This is a genomic window from Microvirga sp. VF16 (assembly GCF_016864375.1).
In the GTDB taxonomy this organism is placed as follows: domain Bacteria; phylum Pseudomonadota; class Alphaproteobacteria; order Rhizobiales; family Beijerinckiaceae; genus Microvirga.
This window is the reverse complement of sequence record NZ_CP069354.1, coordinates 1,242,742-1,257,621: the sequence shown is the minus strand read 5'-3', so window position 1 is coordinate 1,257,621 and position 14,880 is coordinate 1,242,742. Positions and strand designations below refer to the sequence as shown.

The 14,880-nt window shown below is 62.1% G+C and carries 12 protein-coding genes; all 12 read left to right on the top strand.

The features are described 5' to 3' along the window. Nucleotides 1-70 precede the first annotated feature (70 nt). The 12 genes from JO965_RS05890 to JO965_RS05835 all read left to right on the top strand — a co-directional run bounded on the left by JO965_RS05890 (nt 71) and on the right by JO965_RS05835 (nt 14,856). On the top strand, nt 71-1,957 hold the full coding sequence (locus tag JO965_RS05890) for an extracellular solute-binding protein (protein WP_371826835.1): 1,887 nt from the start codon (nt 71-73) through the stop codon (nt 1,955-1,957). After that, nucleotides 1,954-3,816, top strand: coding sequence for an extracellular solute-binding protein (locus JO965_RS05885; RefSeq protein ID WP_203442767.1), 1,863 nt, complete (start codon nt 1,954-1,956; stop codon nt 3,814-3,816). The genes JO965_RS05890 and JO965_RS05885 overlap by 4 nt, the downstream gene beginning before the upstream one ends. A 39-nt stretch (nt 3,817-3,855) precedes the next feature. Further along, on the top strand, nt 3,856-4,224 hold the full coding sequence (locus JO965_RS05880) for a DUF4260 domain-containing protein (protein ID WP_203442766.1): 369 nt from the start codon (nt 3,856-3,858) through the stop codon (nt 4,222-4,224). After that, entirely contained in the window at nt 4,224-5,336 is a 1,113-nt protein-coding gene (locus tag JO965_RS05875; protein WP_203442765.1) for a microcin C ABC transporter permease YejB, read from the top strand. Before JO965_RS05880 ends, JO965_RS05875 begins: the two co-directional genes overlap by 1 nt. 155 nt (nt 5,337-5,491) lie before the next feature. Further along, entirely contained in the window at nt 5,492-6,655 is a 1,164-nt protein-coding gene (locus JO965_RS05870; protein WP_203442764.1) for an ABC transporter permease, read from the top strand. Continuing rightward, the gene (locus JO965_RS05865; RefSeq protein WP_203442763.1) at nt 6,652-8,280 is read left to right on the top strand and encodes an ABC transporter ATP-binding protein; all 1,629 of its coding nucleotides are present in this window, start codon (nt 6,652-6,654) and stop codon (nt 8,278-8,280) included. Before JO965_RS05870 ends, JO965_RS05865 begins: the two co-directional genes overlap by 4 nt. Before the next feature lie 18 nt (nt 8,281-8,298). Continuing rightward, nucleotides 8,299-9,282, top strand: a complete 984-nt coding sequence (locus JO965_RS05860; protein ID WP_203442762.1) for a cation diffusion facilitator family transporter — start codon at nt 8,299-8,301, stop codon at nt 9,280-9,282. 68 nt (nt 9,283-9,350) lie between these two features. Further along, nucleotides 9,351-10,571 carry a phosphopentomutase gene (locus JO965_RS05855; RefSeq protein WP_203442761.1) on the top strand — a complete coding sequence of 407 codons (1,221 nt, stop codon included), beginning with the start codon at nt 9,351-9,353 and terminating at the stop codon, nt 10,569-10,571. A 220-nt stretch (nt 10,572-10,791) separates the two neighbouring features. Next, the gene (locus tag JO965_RS05850; RefSeq protein ID WP_203442760.1) at nt 10,792-11,262 is read left to right on the top strand and encodes an isoprenylcysteine carboxylmethyltransferase family protein; all 471 of its coding nucleotides are present in this window, start codon (nt 10,792-10,794) and stop codon (nt 11,260-11,262) included. A 197-nt stretch (nt 11,263-11,459) separates the two neighbouring features. After that, a complete protein-coding gene (locus JO965_RS05845) occupies nt 11,460-12,077 on the top strand; it encodes a hypothetical protein (RefSeq protein WP_203442759.1) in 618 nt (205 codons plus the stop codon). Nucleotides 12,078-12,242: 165 nt separating this feature from the next. After that, entirely contained in the window at nt 12,243-13,505 is a 1,263-nt protein-coding gene (locus JO965_RS05840; protein ID WP_203442758.1) for a GTP cyclohydrolase II, read from the top strand. 97 nt (nt 13,506-13,602) lie between these two features. Continuing rightward, nucleotides 13,603-14,856 carry a URC4/urg3 family protein gene (locus JO965_RS05835; protein WP_203442757.1) on the top strand — a complete coding sequence of 418 codons (1,254 nt, stop codon included), beginning with the start codon at nt 13,603-13,605 and terminating at the stop codon, nt 14,854-14,856. The last annotated feature ends 24 nt before the right edge of the window (nt 14,857-14,880 follow it).

Sequence of the window (14,880 nt, the reverse complement as noted above, 5' to 3'; positions counted from 1 at the left end):
CTGAACGATGCGCCATTATAGAGAAGAGGCATCGGATGGATCCCAAAAGTGGATTCCACTTTTGGGTCTGATGCTTGAACGACAGACGCCTCGCCCTTTCAGGAGACGCCTTGTGATCCGCACCTTTCTGCCGAGCCTCCTCGCGGCCTGCCTCGCCTTTACCCCCCTCGCAGCCCAGGAAGCGCCATGGCGGCACGGTTCGGCCCTGCTCGACGAGCCGAAATACCCGCAAGGATTCCCGCATTTCAATTACGTCAATCCGAACGCCCCGAAGGGCGGTCTGGTGCGCTTAGGAGCCCTCGGCACCTTCGACAGCTTCAATGTCGTGGTCGCCGGCGTGAAAGGCTCGCCCGAACAGGGGCTCGGCCTCATCTACGAAACCCTGACCACCTCCGCCCTCGACGAAGCGAACGCCTCTTACGGCCTGCTCGCTGAATCCTTTTCCTTCCCGGAGGATTATTCCTCCGCCAGCTTCCGCCTGCGCCCGGAGGCGCGCTGGCATGACGGGAAGCCGGTGACGGCAGACGATGTCATCTTTTCGTTCGAGGTCCTGAAGACCAACAGCCCGACCTATGCCTTCTACTATGCCAACGTCACCAAGGCCGAGAAGGTGGGTGAGCGTGAGGTCAGGTTCACCTTCGACGAGAAAGGCAATCGCGAGCTGCCGCAGATCATGGGGCAGCTGATGGTCCTTCCAAAGCATTGGTGGGAGGGAACGGCGCCTGATGGACGCAAGCGTGACGTGACGCAGACCACGCTCGAACCGCCGCTCGGCTCCGGCCCCTATCGCCTCAAGAATTTCGACACCGGCCGCAATGCATCCTACGAGCGCGTGAAGGATTATTGGGGCGAAAAGATCAACGTGAATGTCGGGCAGAACAATTTCGACGAGATCCGCTACGAATATTATCGCGATGCGACGGTGCTGCTTGAAGCGTTCAAGAGCGACCGTCTCGATTTCCGCACCGAGAACAGCGCGCGCAACTGGGCGGTGGGTTACGACTTTCCGGCGCGGCACGAAGGTCGCGTGATCCTCGAGGAGTTTCCGTTTCGCGCCACGGGCGTGATGCAGGCCTTTGTGCTGAACATGAGGCGCGACAAGTTCAAGGATCAGCGCGTGCGCCGGGCCTTCAATCTGGCCTTCCCGTTCGAGGAGCTGAACAAGACCATCTTCTACGGTCTCTACGAGCGGCCATCGAGCTTTTTCTTCGGCCTCGATCTCGCATCGTCCGGTCTGCCCGAAGGAAGAGAATTGGAGATCCTCGAATCCGTTCGCGACAAGGTGCCCGCCTCGGTCTTCACGACGCCCTTCAAGAACCCGGTCAACGATTCGCCCGAGACGATCCGCAACAATCTGCGCGAAGCCGACCGGCTCCTCAAGGAAGCCGGCTGGGAGGTGAAGAACGGCCGCCGCGTCAACGCGAAGGGCGAGGTCTTGAGCGTTGAATTGCTCAGCAGCAGCCCGAACGAAGAGCGCGTCTTCCTGCCTTACAAGACCTCATTGGATCGGCTCGGCATCGCCACCACGGTGCGCACCGTGGATGACGTTCAGTATACCAACCGCACCCGCGCTTTCGACTTCGACATCGCGACCGGCCTCTGGCCCCAGTCGCAGTCGCCCGGCAACGAGCAGCGCGAGTTCTGGGGGTCGCAGGCCGCCGCGCGCGAAGGCTCGCGCAACCTGTCGGGCATTGCCGATCCCGGCGTCGATGCGTTGATCGAGAAGGTCATCTTCGCCAAGGATCGCGAAGAACTCGTCGCCGCAACGAAAGCGCTCGACCGCGTTCTGCTCGCTCACGATTACGTGGTTCCGCAATGGACCTCATTGAAGCAGCGCACGGCGCGCTGGAACCGTTACAGCCATCCCGAGACGATGCCACGCTACGGCGGAGCCGCCTTCCCGACCATCTGGTGGTATGACGAGGCCAAGGCCGCCAAGACGGGAGCACCGCGATGAGAAGTATCAGCCGCCGCAGCATCCTCAAGACCGGAGCCGCGAGCGCCGCTCTGTCCGTTCTGCCACACATCGGCTTCGCGCAGGAAGGTGAAACCGAAACGCATGGCCTGTCGAGCTTCGGCGAATTGAAGTATCCGCCCGACTTCAAGCATTTCGATTACGTGAATCCGGCGGCACCCAAAGGCGGCACGCTGGCGATCCAGATCAAGCAGACGCTCGGCAACCAGAACTTCGATACCTTCAACACCCTCCACATCTTCGTACTGCGCGGCGACGGCGCAGCCGGCATGGCCAGCACGTTCGACACCCTGATGACCTCCTCAGCGGATGAGCCGGACGCTCTCTATGGGCTCGTTGCGAAGAGCGTGCGCATTTCCGACGACAAGCTCACCTACCACTTTATCCTGCGCCCCGAAGCGCGCTTCCATGACGGCTCGAAGCTGACGGCGAAGGATGCGGCCTTCTCGCTGAATATCCTCAAGACCAAGGGCCATCCGATCTTTTCTCAGCTTCTGACCCAGATGGCCTCCGCAGAAGCGGAAACAGACGAGGTTCTGCGCGTCCAGTTCACACCGCAACGCAGCCGCGATCTGCATCTCATCGTCGCCGGCATGCCGATCTTCTCCGAGCGCTATTGGCTGGGGAAGGATTTCGAGGCTTCGACGCTGGAAGCACCGCTCGGCTCCGGTGCCTACAAGGTCGGCCGTTTCGAGGTCGGACGTTTCATCGAGTTCGACCGCGTGCCGGATTACTGGGCCAAGGATCTGCCCGTGAGTGTGGGCCAGAACAATTTCGAGCATATCCGCTACGAGTATTTCCGCGACCGCATCGTGGCCTTCGAGGCATTCAAGAACGGCACGCTCAATTACAATGAGGAATATACGTCCCGCATCTGGTCGACAGGATACGATTTCCCGGCCGTTCGGGAAGGCAAGGTGAAGAAGGAAGAGATCTCGAACGACGCACCCTCGACCATTCAGGGCTGGTACTTCAACACGCGCCGCGACACCTTCAAGGATCCGCGTATCCGCGAAGCCATCGGCCTCGCTTTCGACTTCGAATGGACGAATGCGAATATCATGTTCAGTCTGTTCAAGCGCACGACCTCGTATTTCGAGAACAGCGACATGAAGGCGGTGGGCAAGCCCTCACCGGAAGAATTGGCGCTGCTCGAGCCGTTCCGCGACAAGCTGCCTGCCTCCGTCTTCGGCGATCCGATTCTCCCGCCCGTCTCCGACGGCTCCGGACAGGACCGGCGCCTGCTGCGCCGTGCCGACGAACTGTTGCGCGAAGCAGGATGCAAGCGCGAGGGCGGCGTGCTGAAGCTGCCGAACGGGCAGCCCTTCCGGATCGAGTTCCTCGATTTTCAACCCTCGCTGCAGCCGCATACGCAACCCTTCCAGGCGAACCTGAAGCGGCTCGGCATAGACGCGTCGTCGCGCATCGTGGATGCCGCGCAGTACCAGCGCCGCATGGACGAATACGATTTCGACATGGCGAGCCGTAACCTCGTTGGTTCATCCACGCCTGGTGACAGCCTGCGCATCGTTTACGGATCGGACGCCGGCAAAAGGCCAGGCTCGCGGAACATTGCCGGGATCGACAACCCGGCGGTGGATGCGCTCATCGAGAAGATCGCCAATGCCAAGTCGCGCCAGGAACTGAACATCGCCTGCCGCGCCCTGGACCGGGTGCTCCGTTCGGGCCATTATTGGGTGCCCATGTGGTTCCGAGCCAGCGAATGGCTTGCCTATTGGGACCAGTTCTCGCGCCCGCAGACCAAGCCACGCCTTGCCTCGGGTGCGCCGGAAACCTGGTGGTACGATGCCGAGAAGGCAAAGCGGATCGGGAGAGGATAAGGCTTGGACACGACGCTGACGACCCGCAGAGAGGCGGACATGCCCCGTCTGCTCCTGCGCTTCGAGGGCCTCGCCCTCTTCTTCCTGGCCACGGCCGCCTTTGCCTATATGGGCCTCTCCTGGTGGCTCTATGCCATCCTCTTCCTCGCTCCCGATCTGAGCTTTGCAGCCTACACGGCGGGCCCGAAGCCAGGGGCCGTGGTCTACAATGCGCTCCACTCCACCCTCGGACCTGCGGTCCTGGCTGGATTCGGATGGCTATCGAATAACGCTCTGCTTATCGGGCTCGCCGCCATCTGGGCGGCGCATATCGGGTTCGACCGCATGTTGGGATACGGCTTGAAGTACGCATCCGGCTTCAAAGACACCCACCTTGGCCGCATCGGCCTGAAATCCGCAGGCGCTTGATGCTGGCCTATATCGCACGCCGCGTTCTTCTCATGATCCCCACCATCCTCGGGATCATGCTCATCTCCTTCGTGCTGGTGCAGTTCGCTCCCGGCGGTCCCGTGGAGCGCATCATCGCGCAGCTTCAGGGGCAGGATTCCGGCGCTTCGTCCCGCATTTCCGGCGGCGGCGGCGATTTCGGCGCGCAGAGCCCCGGCGGCGCGGGAGCCGGTGCAGGCGACGCCTCCTCCCGCTATCGCGGCGCTCAGGGGCTCGACCCGCAATTCATCAAGCAGCTCGAGGCGCAGTTTGGCTTCGATAAGCCGGCGCATGAGCGCTTCCTGAAGATGATTTGGGATTATGCGCGTTTCGATTTCGGCAAGAGCTATTTCCGCGACATATCGGTGCTGGAATTGATCAAGGAGAAGCTGCCCGTCTCGATCAGTCTCGGGCTTTGGATGACCCTTCTCTCCTATGCGATCTCGATTCCGCTCGGCATCAAGAAGGCGGTGCAGGATGGCTCCTCGTTCGACATCTGGACCTCGGCCATCGTCATCATCGGCTATGCGATCCCAGGCTTCCTCTTCGCGATCCTGCTGATCGTGCTCTTTGCCGGCGGATCGTTCTGGCAGATCTTCCCCCTGCGCGGCCTGACCTCCGAGACCTGGGCCTTCATGCCCTGGTATATGCAGATCGCGGATTACTTCTGGCACCTCGTTCTGCCGATCACCGCCATGGCACTTGGCGCCTTTGCCACCTCGACCCTGCTGACGAAGAACTCGTTCCTGGATGAGATCCGTAAGCAATACGTGCTCACCGCCCGCATGAAGGGCCTGTCAGAGCGACAGGTGCTCTACGGCCACGTGTTCCGCAATGCGATGCTGATCGTGATCGCGGGATTTCCGGGAGCCTTCATCGGCGCCTTCTTCGCCGGCGCGCTCCTGATCGAGACGATCTTCTCACTCGACGGGCTGGGCCTGCTCTCCTTCGAATCCATCGTGAACCGCGACTATCCGGTGGTCTTCGCCAATCTCTACATCTTTTCACTGGTGGGCTTAGCGGTGAACCTGCTCTCGGATCTCACCTATACCTGGATCGATCCGCGGATCGATTTCGAGACCAGGGAGGCGTGAGATGAAGTCATGCTTTCTTGTGATCCTCCGCCGAGGCAACCGCACTTCCGTCATGCCCGGCCTCGTGCCGGGTATCCACGCCTTTTGGCGCTGCGGTTCAAAGACGTGGATGGCCGGAACAAGTCCGGCCATGACGACGGTGGGGGAGGCGTGAGATGAACGAGACCATTCCTCTCGTCTCGCCGGCCTCCTCGCCCGTCGCGCCGCCTCTGCCGAAAGAAGGTTTCATCAAGCTGTCACCCCTCAATCGGCGGCGACTGCAGAATTTCAAGGCGAACCGCCGCGGCTACTGGTCGTTCTGGATCTTTATGGTCCTGTTCGTGCTCAGCCTGTTCGCCGAGCTGATTGCCAACGACAAGCCGATTCTCGCCTCTTACAAGGACGAACTGCTCTATCCGGCCTTCGTGGATTATCCAGAGGAGAAGTTCGGCGGCTTCCTGGCGCAGACCGATTACCGCGATCCGGTCATCGCCAAGGAGATCCAGGACAACGGCTGGTTGCTCTGGGCGCCGATCCGCTTCTCTTACAACACGCATAATCTCGACCTGCCCGTTCCGGCGCCGGCGCCACCCACATGGATGCTCACGGACGAGCAGTGCCGGCCCATCGCGGAGCGCACCGGCGGCACAGGCTGCAGGGACATCGAGTGGAACTGGCTCGGCACCGACGACCAGGGCCGTGACGTGGTGGCGCGCCTCATCTACGGCTTCCGCATCTCGGTCCTGTTCGGCCTCACGCTCGCTGGCATCTCATCCATCATCGGCGTTCTCGCCGGCGCGGTGCAGGGCTATTATGGTGGCTGGACCGATCTTCTGTTCCAGCGCTTCATCGAGATCTGGACCGCCATCCCCTCGCTCTATCTTCTCATCATCATCTCGGCGGTGATCACGCCGAGCTTCTTCGTGCTGCTCGGCATCCTGCTGCTCTTCTCCTGGGTGTCGCTCGTGGGCGTGGTGCGCGCCGAGTTCCTGCGCGCCAGGAACTTCGAATATGTGCGCGCCGCTCGGGCGCTGGGGCTGTCCAACGGCACCATCATGTTCAAGCATCTCCTGCCGAACGCCATGGTGGCGACGCTGACCTTCCTGCCCTTCATCATCAACGGCTCGATCACGACGCTCACCTCACTCGACTTCCTCGGCTTCGGCCTGCCGCCGGGCTCGCCCTCGCTGGGTGAATTGCTGGCCCAGGGCAAAGCCAACCTTCAGGCGCCGTGGCTTGGCCTCGCAGGCTTCTTCGTGATCGCCATCATGCTCAGCCTCCTCATCTTCATCGGCGAAGCGGTGCGCGACGCCTTCGACCCGCGGAAGACGTTTCGATGAACGAGCCTCTCCTCTCCGTCCAGGATCTCTCCGTCGCCTTCCGTCAGGGCGCGAACGATATGCTGGCGGTCGACCGCGTGTCCTTCGATGTCATGCCGGGCGAGACGGTGGCGCTGGTGGGCGAGTCGGGCTCCGGCAAATCCGTCACGGCTCTGTCGGCGCTCAAGCTCCTGCCCTACCCGTCCGCGCATCATCCCTCGGGCCGCATCCTGTTCAAGGGCAAGGACCTGATCGCTGCCGACGAAGACGAGATGCGCAAGGTGCGTGGCGACGACATCACCATGGTGTTCCAGGAGCCAATGACCTCGCTCAATCCGCTCCACACCATCGAGCGGCAGGTCGGCGAGATCCTGAAACTGCATCGTGGTCTCTCGGATCGCCAGGCGCGCGCCCGCACGCTCGAGCTTCTCGACCTCGTCGGCATCCGCGATGCGGAAAGCAGGCTCGATGCCTATCCGCATCAACTCTCCGGCGGCCAGCGCCAGCGCGTGATGATCGCCATGGCGCTCGCCAACGAGCCCGACCTCTTCATCGCCGATGAGCCGACCACCGCGCTCGACGTGACGGTGCAGGCGCAGATCCTGAAGCTGCTCGCCGAGCTGAAGAGCAGGCTCAACATGTCGATGCTGTTCATCACCCATGATCTCGGCATCGTGCGCAAGATCGCCGACCGCGTCTGTGTAATGCTGAAAGGCAAGATCGTCGAGCAGGGAACCGTCGCCGAGGTCTTCGGCAATCCGCAGCACCCTTACACGCAACGCCTCCTCGCCGCCGAGCCGAAGGGTCGCGCCAATCAGGTTGCCAACGATGCGCCGGTCATCGTCGATGCCGGGCCGATCAAGGTGTGGTTTCCGATCAAGCGCGGCTTCTTTCAGAAAACCGTCGGCCATGTGAAGGCGGTCGACGGCGTTTCCGTGCGCGTGCGCAAGGGCGAGACGGTCGGTGTGGTGGGCGAATCCGGCTCCGGCAAGACGACGCTGGGTCTTGCCATTCTGCGCCTCGTGCAATCGGAAGGCCCCATCGTCTTTCTCGGCAATCGCATCGACGGCATGCGCGGGAAAGAGATCCGCCCGATGCGCAAGGATCTGCAGGTTGTGTTCCAGGACCCTTACGGCTCCCTCTCGCCGCGCATGTCCGTGGCCGAGATCGTGGAGGAAGGACTGCTCGTCCAGAACAAGGGCCTGTCTTACGCCCAGCGCCGCGAGATCGTCGCCAAGGCGCTAGAGGATGTCGGCCTCGATCCGTCCACCATGGACCGTTACCCGCACGAATTCTCCGGTGGCCAGCGCCAGCGCATCGCGATCGCCCGCGCCATGGCGCTCGAGCCGCAATTCATCATGCTCGATGAGCCCACCTCGGCGCTCGACATGTCGGTGCAGGCGCAGATCGTGGAATTGCTGCGCGGTCTCCAGAAGCGGCGCAACCTCGCCTATATGTTCATCAGCCACGATCTGAAAGTGGTGCGGGCGCTCGCGAACCACGTGGTCGTGATGCAGAACGGCAAGATCGTCGAGGAAGGATCGGCCGAGAGCATCTTCGCGGCGCCCCGCACCGACTACACCAAGGCGCTCTTTGCCGCCGCCTTCAATCTCGAAACGGCGGCATCGAACGCCGTTCGGGAATAAGGCCTGAACGCTGCGATCATGCATCCGCATCATCACTCGACCGGCCATCACGATCACGGACATTCCCATGCTCCGCAGGCCGGCCACGGGCGCGCTTTTGCCATCGGCATCACGCTCAATCTGGCCTTCGTCGCCATTGAGGCGGGTTATGGTTTCTGGGCTGATTCCATGGCCCTGCTCTCCGATGCCGGGCATAACCTGAGCGATGTGCTCGGCCTCGCGATCGCGTGGGGTGCCGCCGTACTTGCACGGCGTAGACCAACGGAGCGTTTCACCTATGGCCTGCGCTCCAGTTCCATTCTGGCTGCGCTCTTCAACGCGCTTCTGTTGCTGGTCGCGGTGGGCGGCATCGTATGGGAATCCGTCGGGCGGCTGATCGAACCTCCGCCGGTTGCCGCAGGCGCCATGATGATCGTGGCGGGCATCGGAATCATCGTCAACGGCTTTACCGCTTTTCTTTTCATGAGCGGCCAGCACGATCTCAACATTCGCGGCGCGTTCCTGCACATGGTGGCGGATGCCGCCGTATCCCTCGGCGTGGTTCTCGGCGGTCTCGCCATCCTCTGGACCGGCGCCAACTGGATCGATCCGGTGCTGAGCCTGATCATCGCCGCCGTCATCGTCTGGGGTACCTGGGGCCTGCTGCGGCAATCGCTGGCGCTCTCCTTGCAGGGTGTGCCGAGCAGCATCGCCATGTCGGAGGTCAGGAAGGCGCTCGAGGCGATGCCGGGTGTCGCCCGCGTCCATCACCTCCATGTCTGGGCGGTGAGCACGACCGAGGCGGCACTGACCGCCCATCTCGTCATGCCGGACGGGCATCCGGGCGACCGTTTTCTGGCACAGGCCCAGCAGGAACTGAAGGACCATTTCCGTATCGGGCATTCGACCCTGCAGATCGAGATTCACCGGCCGGATTCCCACGAACACGGCGCGGAATGCCCGCTCGATCATCATGATCATGCCCATGAGGGCCACAATTCTGGCGGGCACCCTCACCATTAGGCGCCATCGCATCTTTTGCCGTAATGCCGTATCAGTCGTGATTCTCGTGTTTTGAAGGATCGTCAGTGATGCCTCGCGCTCTACTCATCGTGCTCGATTCCGTCGGTATCGGCGGAGCGGAGGATGCGGCGGCCTATGGCGATGCCGGCGCCGATACGGTCGGGCATATCGCGGAGGCCTGCGCCGCGGGTCGGGGAGACCACGCCGGTTTGCGCCAGGGCCCGCTTCACCTGCCGCATATGGCGGCCCTCGGCCTCGGCCTTGCCGTTGAGGCCTCGACGGGACGCATGCCGCCGAACTTGGCGTCGCAGGGACCGCTGAAAGGCGCCTGGGGCTATGGCGTCGAGACCTCCAAGGGCAAGGACACACCCTCGGGCCATTGGGAGATCGCGGGCGTTCCCGTCACCTTCGACTGGGGCTATTTCCCCAATACGGTCCCGACCTTCCCGGAAGCCCTGACAGCGGCCCTCATCGAGCGCGGCAACCTACCCGGTATTTTGGGCAACAAGCATGCTTCCGGGACCACCATCATCGACGAGCTCGGCGCGGAGCACATGCGCACGGGCAAGCCGATCGTCTACACCTCCGTCGACAGCGTGCTGCAGATCGCGGCGCATGAGGAGACGTTCGGGCTGCCGCGGCTCTATGATCTCTGCCAGATCGGCCGCGAGCTCTGCGACGCATACAAGATCGGCCGCGTCATCGCCCGCCCCTTCGTCGGCGCGCCCGAAACAGGCTTCAAGCGCACCGGCAACCGGAAGGATTTCGCAACGCCGCCGCCAGCCGATACCATCCTGGACACGCTCATGAATGCGGGTCGTTCCGTCGTGACTGTCGGCAAGATCGGCGACATCTTCGCCCATCGCTCAACGGGCCGGGAGATCAAGCCTAACGGCAACGATGCCTGCCTGTCCGCCGCCATCGAGGCGCTGAAGGACCTGCCCGACGGCGGCTTCGTCTTCGTCAATCTGGTCGATTTCGACAGCGAGTTCGGCCACCGCCGCGACATCCCCGGCTACGCCGCCGCGCTGGAAGCCTTCGACAGACGCATCCCGGAGATCGAAGCTGCTTTGAAGAACAGCGACCTCGTCATCATCACCGCCGACCACGGCAATGATCCGTCCTGGCAGGGTTCCGACCATACCCGCGAGCATGTGCCGATCCTGAGCTTCGGGCCGGGCGTGAAGCAGAGCACCATCGGGCGGCGGGAAAGCTTTGCGGATATCGGCGCGAGCGTGCTGACGCATCTGGGCGTGTCCCGCAGCGGCAAGGGAACCTCGTGGCTTTAGCGCATCGTGCGGACCCAGAGGGCCGCGCCCGACGATGCGCCGCTTAAGGGATTGAGCATCGGACCCAAAAGTGGAGTCCACTTTTGGGTCCGATGCTCTAGGATCCGCGAAGATGTTCCTTTCATTACGAACTGCGATAGATCGGAGTGTCACGCGCTCCAAGCGGTTTGGTGGTAATGTGCAAGTGACATAGGCTTGGACCTCGGGTTCACCTCCCGCTATGGCTGACACGGCAGATACCGCTCACGTCATTGTTCGACCGCCACTGGCATGGGGGCTCTCCGTCCTTGCCGGGTTTGCACTCCACTGGCTCATACCCCTACCGTTCCTGCCAGCCGACCTGCCTCATGGCTGGCTCGGCGCACTGGTGTTCGTCCTCGCGCTGGCGCTGTTCGCCTGGGCTATTGTTACGATGACCAGGGCCGGCTCGAACGTCCCCACGAACCTGCCGACCACCACCATCGTCGAGACAGGGCCGTACCGCTTCACGCGCAACCCCATCTATCTCGGCATGGTCCTGGGTCTGACCGGCTTAGGTATCGCTTTCAACAATCTCTGGTTGCTGGTGATGCTGGTGCCCTTCGCGCTGGTCATCCGCTACGGCGTCGTGGCTCGCGAGGAGGCGTATCTCGAGCGTAAGTTCGGCGATGTCTATCGTGGTTACCGCTCACGCGTCCGGCGCTGGCTTTAACATCACGATACCGGATCTGCGCTAGCGCTCCATCCGGCATCGTTCCTCCTGGCCAAGCTGCCGCACCCGCGAGCATGTGCCGATCCTGAACTTCGGGCGGCGTGAAATCTTTGCCAATATCGGCACTACGATATTGCATCACTTAAAAACTGCAGGTTACACTAACGGGAGATCTTGGCTGCCGGATTGAGCTCTGAATGAAAAACGCTGTTTTGGTTTTGGCTTGCGCGATTGCGAGCCTCTTTGCGACATCCCACCCTCAGGCGGCAACGCAACAGGAATGTCTCAAAGCCATCGAACTGACCAAGCGTTTCGAGCAGGAAGGTCGAAAGGCTCATGCTGTCTATCAGCAAGAGAAGACAGAAATTTCGAGATGTGAGTTTCTCAGCAAATCCAGAAAGCATTTAGCCCAGGCTGAGAAAACGACGGATATGTGCCAAGTCTACGAACCGGAACTGGCCGGAAAGTTGAAGGCCGATGTCGTCGCAGGCCTGAAAATGCTCGATTCACCGAATAATACATGCAATTCGAAATCGCGGGCTGATCTATTAGCTGAGAAGCGGTGCATGGACGCACAAAAGTCAGCTAGCGCAAAGAACGAAGTCTTCCAGACAACGCTTGCCACTTATAACGGCAACAAAAACAATCAAACCCAATGCACATTCCTGAAAGCGTCTCTCGAATACTTCACCGATGGGGAGAAGATGCTGAGGACCTGTGAGCCAATCCTTGAGCCCGGCAAGCCCTCGAAAGTGCCAGAAAATCGGGAATCGATCCAGAAGATCAGAGCAACTCAAGCAAAATTCTGCAAATAAATTCAGCATCTTAATAGCAGATTCGATCACATTTTGGCTGCAGCTTTTTGTGGCATTCTGGGCCATTGACGGCACCGCAACTTTGGATCAGTCTTCCAAAGATCGTATGGAGGCTCTCCGACGATCAGTGGGGGAGTCTTCCCGTTTTTGCGTGGAAGATTGTTCATGAGCTCGTCTAACCGCTCGACCCATATCCGGCTCACCTCCCACCCAGAGCCGAACGCAGGCACCATCAAGCATCCGATCAAATGGGGGGCTCAAGATCCCCAAATACGCGGCCCGATCATCGGCACGGTGACCAATCCGGCCGACCGCAACGTGATCGGCGCCCATGGCGGCTCCTATTCCCTCTATCGGGCGCTCGCAATCTCGGCCCGGGCGCTCAACCCGCTGGCGCGGCCCGATCTTCACAACACACACCCGACCGCCGAAATCGGCCCGCATCCGCAATGGTTCGAACCGGGCAAGATCGTCTCTCTCGATCCCTGGGGCCATATGGTCGGCGATGTTTATAAGGACGAGATCGCAAGCGGCCTCGACATCCGCCCCTCGATCGCGGTGACCAAGGCCCGCCTCAACATGCCGGAGATCCTCACGGCCATGGGTGCGAAGCGCTTGCACGCCGATGGCGGCTTCCTGCACGAGACCGGCGACATCTCGGTCACGAAGGTCGCCGTCGATCCGGTCTGGTATCTGCCCGGCATCGCGCAGCGCTTTGGCTGCTCCGAGGGCGAATTGCGCCGCACCCTGTTCGAGCAGACCGGCGGCATGTTCCCGGAGCTCGTGACGCGCCCCGACATGAGCGTGTTCCTGCCGCCCATCGGCAACATCACGGTCTATGTGGTCGGCGATGTATCGCGGCTGAGCGATCCCAAGACCCGCATCGCCTGCCGCGTGCACGACGAATGCAACGGCTCCGACGTGTTCGGCTCCGACATCTGCACCTGTCGGCCCTATCTCGTCCACGGCATCGAGGAATGCGTCCGGGAAGCGCAAACCGGCGGCGTCGGCGTGATCGCCTATAACCGCAAGGAAGGCCGCGCACTGGGCGAGGTCACCAAGTTCCTCGTCTACAACGCGCGCAAACGGCAGGAGGGCGGCGATTCCGCAGCGACCTATTTCGAGCGCACCGAATGCGTGGCGGGCGTGCAGGACGCGCGCTTCCAGCAGCTCATGCCCGACGTGCTGCACTGGCTCGGCATTCGCCGCATCGACCGGCTCATGTCCATGTCGAACATGAAATACGATGCCATTACCGGCTCCGGCATCGAGGTGGTCGAGCGCGTGCCGATTCCGGCCGAGCTGGTGCCGCCGGACGCGCAGGTGGAGCTGGAGGCCAAGAAGGCCGCCGGCTATTACACGCCGGACGGAGCGCCGGACGCGGCTGAGCTGAACCAAGTGAAGGGCCGCGACCTGGAGCGGTTCTGAGGCGCTCTTAACCTTCTCCTCAAACGGCTGAGCGCCCGATGCTGCGCTCGGCCGAGACTATGCTATCGCTCTCGTCACGAGAGCACCGGAGCCCTGCGTGACCGACCAGCCTGACCTGTCTCCTGAGACGAAAGCCGCCCGAAGCCTCCTGTCCGCAGCTGCCGTGCGCGAGCGGTCACACCAGCTTCTGCGGGCTGGGCTTGATGGCCGCCTCACGCATTTTTCGGTCGATCTCGGCCGCCTCGAGTCCTGTGCCGACGAGGTCGTGAAGACGATCCGCGAGGCTTATCCATCGCTCGACATCCCCTTCCATGCCCGCTGGCGCCATTTCTCCGCCGGCGGCCATGATCGCTGGGATGCGGTGATGCATGGCGCGCCCTGGGAGACCGCCGCCGACATGGCCCGCTCCGCCTTCGACCTCGCCATCGTGTCCGTCCTGCTCGATGCCGGCGCGGGCGCGCAGTGGCGCTATGAGGAGGGCCGCACCGGCGAGACCTATATCCGCTCGGAAGGCTTGGCGGTGGCCAGCTTCGACATGTTCGTGAGCGGCGCCTTTTCCAGCAAGCCGGAAGATCCTTTCCGCGTCGATGCCGATGTGCTGATGACCCTGACAGCCGAGGATCTGGCCGAAGGCTTTCAAGTCTCAACGGACAATCCGCTCGTCGGGCTCGAAGGCCGCGCCGCTCTGCTAAACCGCCTCGGCCGTGTCGTTGCGACGAACCCGGACATCTTCGGACAGATCGATGATCCGAGGCCGGGTGGGCTCTTCGATGTCATCGCCGCGACGGCCGAGAATGATCAGATCAAGGCAACCTCGATCCTGGAGGCGCTGCTGACCCATCTCGGCCCGATCTGGCCCGGCCGCATCACGCTCGGCGGCGTGGACCTCGGCGATACCTGGCGCCACCCCCTGGTGGAAGCGCCGGACGTCACCAAGGGGCTCATTCCCTTCCACAAGCTGTCACAGTGGCTCTCCTATTCGCTGATCGAGCCGCTCGAATGGGCGGGCTTCACCGTCATCGACATCGACGGCCTCACCGGCCTGCCCGAATACCGCAACGGAGGCCTTTTTCTCGACACGGACGTGATCGCCCTGAAGGATCCGGCGGACGCTGCCCGCCCCCATGAGGTGGATTCTCAGCTCGTGGTGGAATGGCGGGCCTTGACGGTCGCCCTTCTCGACCGCATTGCCGAACCCATCCGCGCGAAGCTAGGATTTGCCACGGAGGACTTTCCCCTGGCCAAGGTACTGGAAGGCGGCACCTGGGCGACGGGGCGGAGGCTCGCGAAGGAGAAGCGAGGTGACGGCTCGCCTCCTCTCGGCGTGATCAGTGACGGGACTGTGTTTTAGATGAATCAGCATAAGACGATCAAA

Excerpts from the sequence above, each read along its gene's own strand:
- JO965_RS05880 (WP_203442766.1), top strand. The coding sequence starts at position 3,856 with ATGCCCCGTCTGCTCCTGCGCTTCGAGGGCCTCGCCCTCTTCTTCCTG.
- JO965_RS05865 (WP_203442763.1), top strand. The coding sequence starts at position 6,652 with ATGAACGAGCCTCTCCTCTCCGTCCAGGATCTCTCCGTCGCCTTCCGT.
- JO965_RS05870 (WP_203442764.1), top strand. The coding sequence starts at position 5,492 with ATGAACGAGACCATTCCTCTCGTCTCGCCGGCCTCCTCGCCCGTCGCG.
- JO965_RS05850 (WP_203442760.1), top strand. The coding sequence starts at position 10,792 with ATGGCTGACACGGCAGATACCGCTCACGTCATTGTTCGACCGCCACTG.
- JO965_RS05840 (WP_203442758.1), top strand. The coding sequence starts at position 12,243 with ATGAGCTCGTCTAACCGCTCGACCCATATCCGGCTCACCTCCCACCCA.
- JO965_RS05890 (WP_371826835.1), top strand. The coding sequence starts at position 71 with ATGCTTGAACGACAGACGCCTCGCCCTTTCAGGAGACGCCTTGTGATC.
- JO965_RS05845 (WP_203442759.1), top strand. The coding sequence starts at position 11,460 with ATGAAAAACGCTGTTTTGGTTTTGGCTTGCGCGATTGCGAGCCTCTTT.
- JO965_RS05855 (WP_203442761.1), top strand. The coding sequence starts at position 9,351 with ATGCCTCGCGCTCTACTCATCGTGCTCGATTCCGTCGGTATCGGCGGA.
- JO965_RS05875 (WP_203442765.1), top strand. The coding sequence starts at position 4,224 with ATGCTGGCCTATATCGCACGCCGCGTTCTTCTCATGATCCCCACCATC.
- JO965_RS05860 (WP_203442762.1), top strand. The coding sequence starts at position 8,299 with ATGCATCCGCATCATCACTCGACCGGCCATCACGATCACGGACATTCC.
- JO965_RS05885 (WP_203442767.1), top strand. The coding sequence starts at position 1,954 with ATGAGAAGTATCAGCCGCCGCAGCATCCTCAAGACCGGAGCCGCGAGC.